10 protein-coding genes, 3 tRNA genes and 1 pseudogene are annotated in these 11,181 nt (G+C 39.1%); 13 read left to right on the top strand and 1 reads right to left on the bottom strand.

Annotated features, from left to right (window positions below):
- The 12 genes and pseudogenes from G3KMM_RS02405 to G3KMM_RS02350 all read left to right on the top strand — a co-directional run.
- Positions 1-243 (top strand): annotated as a pseudogene (locus tag G3KMM_RS02405) (ABC transporter permease); the annotation flags it as partial.
- A 25-nt stretch (positions 244-268) separates the two neighbouring features.
- Positions 269-344 (top strand) — tRNA-Ala (locus G3KMM_RS02400).
- Between the two features lie 103 nt (positions 345-447).
- Positions 448-714 carry a hypothetical protein gene (locus tag G3KMM_RS02395; protein WP_129605087.1) on the top strand — a complete coding sequence of 89 codons (267 nt, stop codon included), beginning with the start codon at positions 448-450 and terminating at the stop codon, positions 712-714.
- A 165-nt stretch (positions 715-879) separates the two neighbouring features.
- Positions 880-1,929, top strand: a complete 1,050-nt coding sequence (gene trpS, locus G3KMM_RS02390; protein WP_129605085.1) for a tryptophan--tRNA ligase — start codon at positions 880-882, stop codon at positions 1,927-1,929.
- A gap of 42 nt (positions 1,930-1,971) precedes the next feature.
- Positions 1,972-2,964: an RluA family pseudouridine synthase gene (locus G3KMM_RS02385; RefSeq protein WP_129605083.1), complete on the top strand. Its 993-nt coding sequence runs from the start codon at positions 1,972-1,974 to the stop codon at positions 2,962-2,964.
- 42 nt (positions 2,965-3,006) lie between these two features.
- Positions 3,007-3,696: a DNA polymerase III delta subunit-related protein gene (locus G3KMM_RS02380; protein WP_129605080.1), complete on the top strand. Its 690-nt coding sequence runs from the start codon at positions 3,007-3,009 to the stop codon at positions 3,694-3,696.
- Between the two features lie 40 nt (positions 3,697-3,736).
- Complete coding sequence (locus G3KMM_RS02375) at positions 3,737-4,654, top strand: tetratricopeptide repeat protein (RefSeq protein WP_129605078.1); 918 nt, start codon at positions 3,737-3,739, stop codon at positions 4,652-4,654.
- 109 nt (positions 4,655-4,763) lie between these two features.
- Positions 4,764-4,839: transfer RNA gene (locus G3KMM_RS02370), tRNA-Thr, on the top strand.
- Between the two features lie 285 nt (positions 4,840-5,124).
- Positions 5,125-7,413, top strand: coding sequence for an aryl-sulfate sulfotransferase (locus G3KMM_RS02365; protein ID WP_129605076.1), 2,289 nt, complete (start codon positions 5,125-5,127; stop codon positions 7,411-7,413).
- Positions 7,403-7,948 carry a TlpA family protein disulfide reductase gene (locus G3KMM_RS02360; protein WP_129605073.1) on the top strand — a complete coding sequence of 182 codons (546 nt, stop codon included), beginning with the start codon at positions 7,403-7,405 and terminating at the stop codon, positions 7,946-7,948. The genes G3KMM_RS02365 and G3KMM_RS02360 overlap by 11 nt, the downstream gene beginning before the upstream one ends.
- 106 nt (positions 7,949-8,054) lie before the next feature.
- A complete protein-coding gene (locus G3KMM_RS02355) occupies positions 8,055-8,945 on the top strand; it encodes a hypothetical protein (RefSeq protein WP_129605071.1) in 891 nt (296 codons plus the stop codon).
- A gap of 175 nt (positions 8,946-9,120) precedes the next feature.
- Positions 9,121-9,205: transfer RNA gene (locus G3KMM_RS02350), tRNA-Tyr, on the top strand.
- Between the two features lie 35 nt (positions 9,206-9,240).
- Here G3KMM_RS02350 and G3KMM_RS02345 read toward each other — a convergent pair.
- Positions 9,241-10,386 carry a hypothetical protein gene (locus G3KMM_RS02345; protein WP_129605068.1) on the bottom strand — a complete coding sequence of 382 codons (1,146 nt, stop codon included), beginning with the start codon at positions 10,384-10,386 and terminating at the stop codon, positions 9,241-9,243.
- A 414-nt stretch (positions 10,387-10,800) separates the two neighbouring features.
- Between G3KMM_RS02345 and G3KMM_RS02340 the strand changes: the two genes are divergently transcribed.
- Positions 10,801-11,181, top strand: a 381-nt coding sequence (locus G3KMM_RS02340; RefSeq protein WP_164998487.1) for a hypothetical protein, incomplete at its 3' end; no start/stop codon positions are given.

The raw sequence follows: 11,181 nt of genomic DNA, 5'->3' as shown, positions 1-11,181 counted from the left end.
GATATCAACTCAGTATTAATGAAGACGCTCTCGCTTTTCCCACTCACCTCACCGATGGCCATGTTCACCCGTATTGCCATGAGCGAAGTTCCAGGCATCGAAGTTTTACTTTCTATAATTTTCTTAATTCTCGCGACTATTCTAATTGGATTCATTGCCGCAAAAATCTATCGCGTCGGTGTTTTGATGTATGGCACTAAACCAACCATTGGAAAAATTATTAAAGCCATCCGCGAAAACTAGATTTTATAGTATACTAAAGATACGTGGGGCATTAGCTCAGCTGATAGAGCGCATCATTCGCATTGATGAGGTCAAGGGTTTGAATCCCTTATGCTCCACCATCTTTAAAGATTCCTCGACCCGTCATCCGGGTCTTTTTAATTTTTATCATCTCTGTTATACTCAACTCAGGCGGGGGTAGAACATTATAAGGAGGTGATAACTATGCGTCTTCGCATTGTAGCAAACGTAGCAGTGTCGCAAAAAAATCAAAGTAAATTAAAATACATCCTCAGTGGATACCATTGCAGATTCATTAATTTACAGGGCGCACCCAATGGCTATACTCTAATCGTTAAGTTCGACGGCGACCACGAAGCTGGACTCTCCATTATGGACATCATCGATCGTTTTCGTCATCAATATTTATTGGCAAATATTAGAGATCGCAACAAAACTGTTCCACTTTTTGAGGAGCCTGCTAATTATTAAAAATTCACCCTCATTTAAGCCTCTAAATTAGAGGCTTTTTTATATTTTTCAACATCTCGCACTAGGCAGCACTCTCCAAAAAACTTGCCAACCCCAAAAATTACAGTATAATTTTCAGTAGTATAACTAACACCACACTAGACTAACTTCCATAAGGAATCAAACATGAAAACAATTCTCACTGGCATTCGCATTAACTCCGAAATTACCCTCGGAAATTTTCTAGGCGCCCTTCTTCCCATGGTTCGCCTTGCCAATAAATACTCTGAGACTCATCACATTAATATCTTTATCCCTGACCTACATTCAATCATTAGTAGCATCGATGGAGATCTAAAACAAAACACTATCCGCGAGCTAAAGTATTATCTTGCGGCTGGTCTCAAAATTAATTCCAATATCCATATCTATCGTCAATCTTACATTCCTGCGCACTCTGAACTTTGTTGGATTCTCGATTGCTACACCTCAATGGGTGAAGCATTACGCATGACTCAATACAAAGAAAAAAGTCAAAATAACGATAGCTCAACCAACGTTGGTATCTTCAATTATCCAATTCTCATGGCCGCCGATATTCTACTTTATGACGCTAACTTTGTTCCAGTCGGTGAAGATCAATTTCAGCATCTAGAACTCACACGTAATATTGCAGAACGTTTCAACCGTAAGTATGGTGAAATTTTTACTATTCCCGAAAAAACCGCAGATCAAGTTAAATTCATGGAGACACTTAATAATACTTTCAGCAATCGAGACAAAGACACTCCTTCTGGTCTTCGTATCCGCGATTTACAAAATCCAGAAAAGAAAATGAGTAAGTCCAGCGATTCCGATAATAGTAAAATTATGATGTCAGATACTCCCGCACAGGCCGCTAAGAAAATTATGTCCGCCACCACCGATTCTTTGGCGAATATTAATTTCGATTTCCAAAATCAACCAGGCATCTCCAATCTCTTGCAAATTGAAGCACTACTTAGCGATCAACCATTAGCTACTGTTATTAAAAAATGGTCCAATCAAAGTCGTTATGGAGACTTCAAAAAACAAGTAGCGAGCACGGTATCGGATTTCCTCTCTGATTTTCAGACAAAAGCCGACAGTATTTCCGATCAAACCATTCTTGATCTATTAGCTGAAGGCGAAGCTTATGCCACACAAAAAGCCAATCAGACGCTCCTCAAGGTACAGAAGTCCATTGGTCTCAGGTAGCTTAAGCTTGATTTTAAATATAAATATATTATAATATAAGCAATGTATCGAACTGGTAAAAAATTTAGCAAGCCCTCACTTTCTCGCGTTATTAATGGCGATCTTGTTTTGACGGAAAGAGATACCAAAAAGCCACGTATTCGCCTAGATCATATCCTTGTTGAAAAATACCCAGACTATAATCGCAATACCCTTCAGTCATTCATTAAGCTTGGCTATGTCCAGGTTGACAGCAAGGTGGCCACCAAGCCAAATACGCCACTCACTGAAGATTCAGTCATTGAATTAATTCTTCCAAAAACTCTCACAAATGCCAATCTTAAACAACAAGAAGCTGATAAAGTTCGCCCTACCACAATTTATGAAGATGAACATGTAGTTGTCTTCGATAAGCCAGCCGGCTTACTTAGTATGGCCAAGGGGGACTACTGTCTTGAGCCAACCTTAGAAGACTTTGGCCTACTTGTTCATCGCCTAGATCGCGACACTAGCGGTATTGTTATTCTTGCTAAAGACGCCTCCACTCAAACTCTCCTAAGAAAACAATTCCAAAATAGAAAAACCCACAAAACTTACTATGCCATTGTTGAGGGTTGCCCAAAATTAACTACTGCTGTCATTAATCTTCCCATTGCCAGAAATCTCAAACATCCAACCACTTTTATTGTAGAGGCTGGTGGCAAAGAATCTGAAACTTTTTACCAAGTCTTAAAGACCAAGAAATTTACTCACTCGGATCTTTTGAACCTCAAAAAGATTTTCGCAAACTCCGATTTTTCTGGACATGAATTTAAAGAGGGAAAAACTTATTCATTAATCGAACTTAAACCAACCACTGGTCGCACTCATCAGTTGCGTGTCCATCTCAAATATCTAGGTACGCCAATTGTCGGGGATCGCGTCTATGGTTCAGCAAAGCCAGATTCCACCGATCGGCTCTACCTTCATGCCAAGGCACTTGAAATTACCATTCCCACCAGTAATCGACAGATTTTTGAAGCTCCACTCCCTCCAGAATTTAATCTCTTTGATTAAAAACCATTTCTTCGACACATTTTACGCTACAATAGAATCAAGATGTTTATTGATTCACTAGAAAAAATCCCTCAAATCTCCCGTGCTTTCTCTACCACTATTTTTGCAGTTAATCCAGACATCGAGCTTAATCTTGCGCCTCAAGTGTCGCTATCTCTTAATGCGGATTCAATCGACTCACAAATTGACGAAGTTAGGGAATTATTGCAGCTCACCAGAAATAAACAGACCAAAGAGCTTTATCTTGTTATCCGCCACGCCGAACTTCTTTCCGAAAAATCAAGCAATGTCTTACTAAAAACCATTGAAGAACCCGGTGAACATATTCATATCTTACTTCTCACCAAAAAACCTTTTCAATTGCTCCCCACCATACGCTCAAGGGCCATGCTTTTTTATCTAAAGATCACTGTTAGTCTCGTATCGCCTCCAGACGTTCCTCCAGAAATTTTAGACTACGCTAAAAAACTTCTAGTCGCCGACAAAGACCAACTTGTACATCTAGCAGAAGAGCTCGTAAAAAGAAAATCCAAAAAATCTGATCCAGATTCTGATAATGATAAAGCATTTATCCTGAAAGTCGTTGAGACCACCATTGAGCTTGCATATAAGTCCTTCTATAAAACCAACAATCAACTTTTCTTAAAAAAAGTTACAGGACTAGATCTGGCATATCAAAATATCTCTAAAAATGGCAATAAGAAGCTACAACTTCTCGCAAATTTAATCTAAAATTTTCTAAATCTATCAAAATATGTTAAAATAAGACAATATGTTAGGCGCATTGCTGATTTTAAGTTTTGCCATCTTTCTCGCATTTTTCGAGCCAGTTCTTGCTATCAAAAAGTCTTCCAACAAGGAGAGCACTAAATACGATGCAGAGATCAAGAAACTCTGGACAATTGCCAAAGACAGTATGAATAGCCGCAAAACTCTTCGTGCGGAAAAAGCCCTCCTCACTATCTTAAAACTCGACGAAACCAACGCTGCAGCATATAACCGTCTCGGTATTCTTTATGCTAAGGCGCAAAATTTTGACGAAGCTATCGAATGTTTTGAAATCGCACAATCTCTTGATAATAACCCAATGTCATTACATAACGTGGGATTAATCTATCTTGAGACCGGCTCCTACGAAAAAGCCTCCATGGCATTCCAACAAGCACTCAAGCTCGATAGTACAGTAGCTGCTCGTTTCCTAGCTTTAGCAAAAGCCGAAGAGAAACTCGGCCACAAAAAAGCTGCCATTGAAGCTCTTGAATCAGCCTACAATCTTGATAAATCTACCACAACATTAAGGCAAATTCTTAGTATCTACGAAGAGGCAGGGGATCAAGAAAATATCGATATTACCACCGCACGCATTGAACAGCAAATCGCCGAGGATGCATTAAAAAAGGCTGAGCTTGAAAAGACAAAAAAGAAAGAGAAAAAAGTTAAAGAGCCCGCCAGAGTTCGCCCACGTCCGCAACCAAAAATCATCTACCCTCGTGCCAGCGCCCCGATTAACGCTATTAAAAAAGCCGCCATCTCTTCCATCCACAAAAATCGCTCCGCGCAAGAATCAATAAAGAACAAAGCCGTGTCCGCAACAAATGAGATCAATAATACCACTCTCAGGCAGAAAAAACTCAGCACTACTACCTCAAACAATCATCATTCCAATAATCGTCCACGCGTCATCCAATAGTAATAGAGATATACTTTATATTATCCATCCGTATCTAAAATTAAAATAGAGAAAAGCTACAAATACCCCTTGTGATAATAAAAAATCTCTGTTAAAATAAATCTATTAAGCCGTGTTAGCTCAGTTAGTAGAGCAGCCGCCTTGTAAGCGGCAGGTCGTCGGGGCAGAGCCGACACACGGCTCCATGAGGAGAAATAAAAAAGAAGAGTTCGAAGAACTCTATTTTTATTTTTAAAATTTAAAATTTAGAACTTGTTCTATAATTTTAGGTTTTGAAAATTAAAATACGGAGCGTAGCGATTCTTTTTTATTTCGAAGAATACCGATGTGTATTCATACACACGGCTCTTTTGAGTGAAATAAAAATAGAACACAACGTGTTCTATTTTTATTTCGACGAATGGCCACAGTGAACGTAGTACACAAATATTTTCTTTATGCTAAAATTATATAAATAACTGGAGGTGGTCATGAGTAATACAGATACTCGTAATGAGCGGACTGAAACTATTTCAGATCTTTCGCTTAAACTAAAACAACAAAAACAAGCAAAAAATCCCAAAATTCGTGTTCGTTTGACGCAGAAATTCAAAAAACCAACCTATTTTACCGCACATTTCATGGTTTTTCTCGTGGTTTTTATTTCACTCGTTTTTTGTCTCGCCTATCTCAGTAATCGTGGCGAAAATACCGACCTCATCAAACTTAGTCCAAGCCAAATAGCCCTACAAAAAGAATACGAGAAAGATTTTACTTCCACAGGCCACACCATAAAAAATCCTAATATAATTTTAAACCCCTACAAAACCTCACCTCTCACCGCCTTAATCATCTTTGAAACCGAAGATGAAGTCTCACCAACCGTCACCATCCTAGGAAAAGATCCAAAGACCACCCTCTCTCATGATTTTGTTAAGGCCAAAAAGCATTACCTCCCAATCTATGGACTATATCCAGATACCACCAATAAAATTAGGATCACTTATGAGACTCCTGTCAAAACTGGAGAGCAAAAAACCGACGCCTCAATTGCTCGCACTGGTAACGTAATCGATGAAAATAGCGCCGCCAAAAAACTTGAGCAATACGAATCTGAACATATCACTGAAGTCGGAAATCAGTTTACTCCAGTCAACCACGAAATAAACCAAGAACTCCAAAAAGAGAGTCAACCAAATCTAAAAAATATTGTTGAAACCATTGATCGAGAGTTTGAAATTAAAACTGAACCCCTTCCCGAAAATCTCCCAAAAGCTACTCTAGTTAACTCTGATAAATCCAAATTAAGCTCAGATTTTTATTTCTTTAGCCCAGCTACGAAAAATAATTATATGACTGCCTATGATATTAATGGCGACCTTAGGTGGTATCTTAAAAATACGGCGCTTTGGGAAAACACCAAACTAAATAACGGGCATCTTCTTATTAGCACTGAACGCTTAGTTAATCCACCATACTATATGACCGGTCTCTATGAGATTGATTTACTAGGTAAAATTTATGCCGAATATTCACTACCTGGTGGTTACCATCATGATTATTTTGAGCTAGAAAATGGCAATCTAATAGTAGCTTCCAATAATTTTAGTAGCCAAAACCATACTGTCGAAGATTATATCGTAGAGCTAGATCGTAAAACTGGCCAAATCGTCAAAAGAATTGACCTTCAAAAGGTCCTCAAAAAAGATGATGGCAAAAACGAGAATTGGACCGAATACGACTGGTTTCACAATAATTCTGTCTACTATGATAAAAACTCTGACTCATTAATTTTATCTGGTCGGCACCAAGATGCTGTAATCAGCATCAACTATACCACCACCGACATTAACTGGATTTTAGGCGACCCCACAAATTGGTCTTCCTTTTATCAGAAATATTTCCTCAAGCCGATTGGACAGAATTTTGAATACCAATGGAGTCAACACGCCGCAAAAATCACCCCAGACGGATACCTCACGCTCTTTGATAATGGCAATAATAAATCCAAGAACCCAGAGTCCTACATTAAAGCTAACAGTTCATACTCGCGAGCCGTAGTCTACAAGATAGACACAGCGCAAAAAACTGTCGAACAAGTTTGGCAGTATGGCAAAGAACGGGGAAGCGACTTCTATTCTCCATACATATCAGATTTTGACTTGCTTAGCCAAAACCACTACCTAGTTCTTTCAGGTGGCATCGTCAAATCAGATGGCATCCCCTCAAACCAGCCTGCTGGCCTCACTACCGGCCACGTCGAGCTTCTTTCGAATACCGTGGAACTACTAAACAATCAAGTCATTTTTGAACTACATATTCCAACCAATAATTACCGTGTCGAAAAAATGGATCCATATGCTGGCGTAAACTATACCATGCAAAGCGCTAAGCAACTTGGCACCCTCGACCTCACTGATCCCGAAGAGAGGAAACAGGGCTTCATTACAAATACTGAAGTCGACCAAGACTTTCTAAAACGCCACGACATTACGCTAAAAAATGAAGAAGACCGGCTCATCTTTTCTGGACGTTTCCATCGAGAAGATAACGTACGTGTTGGACTTTACCGCAATTTCTACACCAATCTTTATCAAGTCCCCGTCAGCAAGCACCCTCACACTGCTCTCTGCGTAGACGTATTCTCTGAAGACGAAAATCAAAATGGGATCAATGTTACAAAATACATCAATAAAGATGGACTTCGTGGCAATTATTCTGTCTATATCGAGTATAATGGTAAATTATATAATACAGGTAAATACTTCAATGCAAAATAAATCCAACAAACACACTATCGTCCTAATAGTCTCCGTAGTTACTCTTCTTTTACTAAGTATGATGATCTACGTAAGTAATACACTTAATCAGTCCTCCAATACCAAAGAGGGCCACACAAATACCACCTCATCGCAAGGGTCAAATGCCGAATTTGCTAAAATGACCGAATCAGACATTAAAAGCTCGGAAGACAAGGTAAATATTTATATATTTTGGGGAGACGGTTGTCCACACTGCAAGCATCTGGCCGAATTCTTCAATCAGCATCGCTCCGAAGTAGAAAAAATGGCCAACTTATACACATTAGAAGTCTGGAAAAATTCCGACAACCTCACTCTTATGAAAAACTTTGGTAAATTTCTTGGCGAAACGCCAAAGGGTGTCCCCTACTTTATCATCGGCAATAAAACCTTCTCAGGCTACTCTGAGTCAGACACCAAAACACAAAAACAGATTCTCGAAACCATAAAAACCGAATCTCAAAAGTCGATAAAAACCGATAAATACAAAGAGTACAAAAAGAGTTCAAATTAAAAAAAGGGATACCTCATCAGAGGTATCTTTTTGACTAAATCCAGGTTTCATATTATAATATCTTCATATTTTGTACCTTAACAGTACCTAGAAGGAGGTCATTATAATGACAGTTAAAATTTTAGTTTTAGTCATATTGTCCCTCAATGTGGCTACCGCAGCAATCTATAAGTTCTATAGATTACTTTCAGAAAATGACAGTGAACGTTTTATTCATGTCAAGCAGTTTGTCTTTAAGTCTATAAAAAACGAAGCAGCTGACGAAAATAATACAATTACAAATTATTTCTTGGCACATGGTTTTTTAAATGATCCAATCTTGTCTTTCGTTTTTTTAGACAAATTATTCAAACCAAATTGTCATCTCTACTACATGCAGTATGATAATTTTGGCTATGACGCAGAAGCCTATACGAACCAATTATACGACAAGGTCTCAGTGATCACTAAAGAAGCCTCAAAAGCGGGGAAGAAAGTCGAAAATACTGCCATCAGCATTTCTCTGGGAGATCAGATTGTAGCACCGATTGAAGAAGTATTTGATCAAGTTATCACTATTAATCCTTGCACTTATAATTGCTTTATTAATCAAAAATACAGAACGATTATCGCTTTCTGTGCTCCAATTTTGTTTGCTCTAGAGTATGGTCTCGGATGGTTATCATTTATACCATTTATTTCATATGGCCATAATTATTACTCAATCACTCTAATTGCAGATCAAATCTATGATATGAAACATATTAAGCCCTCAGAAAGTATACGTCTAAAAAATCAGCCGCGCAAAATTCTCTTGAGTAGATTCGATCAATTTCTCGACAACCGAGCAATTGAAACCTACTATCCGCAAGCAGATATCCAGTATGTCAACTGCGAGCATGGCACCATGTCCGACCCTAATGACGCACAACTATATTTGCTGGGTGTTCAAAAACTCTTTGGGCAATCCAAAGTTACAGACTACCCCTATCCTTGGGAGAGAAAAGTTGTTCGATAAAAATTTCTAAGGTACACAATATACGCCGGATCAATCCGGCGTTTTTTATAAATCTGTCATGAAAAACTTGAAAAACCCACTCTAAATTGCTATAATACATTTATTCAAAGTATGCTTGGCGCGAGCCAAATACCTTGAGTGCGCTAGGACGGAGTGCGAACGACAGCCTAGCATTGCTGGAGTAGTCTAGCGGCAATGACAAGAGACTGTAAATCTCTCGGGTTACACCTTCGTAGGTTCGAGTCCTACCTCCAGCACCATTTTAAAACCAATCATTTTAAGATCAAATTTGATCTTATTTTTTTGTAAAAAAAGAAGCCCCTATTCGGCTTCCTTTTTCAGCTTTTTCTTGGTATTCAACCCAATTAAATCGCTCCAGAATCCGATCAACTAGATCAAGCTCAGTCGAAATATCAGGATAAGCCTTTTGAAATTCATTAAAGACTTTTGCACGAATATTATCGATTTTCTCATTTCCGCAAAGCAAGAATATCGTTTCTGGCGAAATCTTTTCGTCGCCTTCCTGAAGTAACGCATCCAAAGTTCTTCTCTCTAACGAGTATGGAGCGTCAGCATTAAAACCACCACTAAGAATATCCGTATTACACGCCTGCTCCAATGTCGCACTATTATTCATGAGTAGAGTTAGCCATTCCACGCTCGCTTCGTTAATAATTCGGTTTGCTTCAAAAACATCATCTTTCCGATCACTTTTAAAATCCCAGTCAAAGATATTTCTTGTAATAATATGTGTCTTTTCATGGTCCAAGACATGCTTGAATGCATTATTATCTAATTTACTAACATCATCGTCTCTAGACAATATATTAGGTCCAAAACCAATATCCATCGCATAGGTAATCTCTGGATAAAAACTACTCGTGTCATTATGAAGTTCCATATACACGTCAGGCGATGTGCAACAACCAGCATTCTCTCGTTCCCGAAAAACATCCACTACGCGATATTTTATTTTATGTTCAGCAAATCTAGACATTTTCTGAGTAGTAGACTCTGGCAATACACCATCCGAGACCAACCTCTGCACTGCATTCATATATGTTTCATCATGTCGGTTTGCAGCTGGTAGAAAATACTCTCTAGCATACCTCTGCATTGCATAATCATACCATCTTGCAAAATCATGAACATTAGAAACTTCAGATCTCCTCAAGTCTTCGATATACGTAAAATTTCCCGTCTCATAATCACGGTTCCATTCGTTACTCTCTTCTTCCATTAAGAAGTTCGAAAGCCACTGCCCATTTCTTTTACTATATAGTTCTGACAATTTCCCAATCAGACCATCAAGACGTGCTTCTTGCCTTAAAGTTAACCCCTCAAATCGATCAAGATACTCATATCCCTCTAAGCTTTCTTTTCCATATTCATAGATTTTTGATACAGACTCAATACGATTAGGGGCAGACTCTTTTTTCATAAATAAATCATAACACCAAGCATAAAGGGAATCAATAGCCTCATCTTAACCACCATCAGAACACAACTTCTAATTGACAGTATTTGCATTACATTGACATTTATTAATGTTTATGGTATAATAAAAAACGTCAAAAAGACATTCGCACCTTAATAAAGTTGGATCCTCTTTCAAGATACTTTGAGTAGTATCAAGCTAATCATTTCTGGTTGGCTTCATACTACTTAGAGTAGTGATCAATGTGGGGAAAATCCCCTTAATTCTACAAGAGCATTGACATATCCCCTATAGGGGAAGGAGGTTTTTATGTTGTATTTAAATAAAGCAGTGGATGTAGCCACAAGAGAATTCAAGTTCGGCCACGTAGAAGGCATCTCACTTGGCGAACACGGCCGTGGTCGTCAACAGGTATTCTTGCCAACTCCACAAGGGTTGGAAGGAGCTGTTGGCGGTTTGAGGACCGATCTCACGATTGGCTTGTCAAAGGCCGGCAAACCGCGCATCAATCGCAGTAAGGATAAGGACATGTACCTTGCCTTATCTAGCGAGCGTGGCTACACTCGCCGCGGCAACGGGATCATCAAAACTCCAGTTGGCCAAACCGTCGAGCTTATTACTCGCGGTAACGGCGCCGACGGTGACGCCGGCCGTATTGGCTACTGGGACGTCGTCCTGGTAAAAGCCAATGAAGGCGACGTTTTCCGCGTCACCTGGGGAGGCTCTGGATATGGCTATGAACCTACATTTTATGTGGTTCACAACAACCAGATCTTCGAGGCCGACCAGCAAGAGATC

This window comes from Candidatus Nanosyncoccus nanoralicus, from assembly GCF_004138405.1.
Lineage (GTDB): Bacteria > Patescibacteriota > Saccharimonadia > Saccharimonadales > Saccharimonadaceae > Nanosyncoccus > Nanosyncoccus nanoralicus.
Note: the sequence above shows the minus strand (reverse complement) of the source record. Positions and strands in the feature narration are given on the sequence as shown.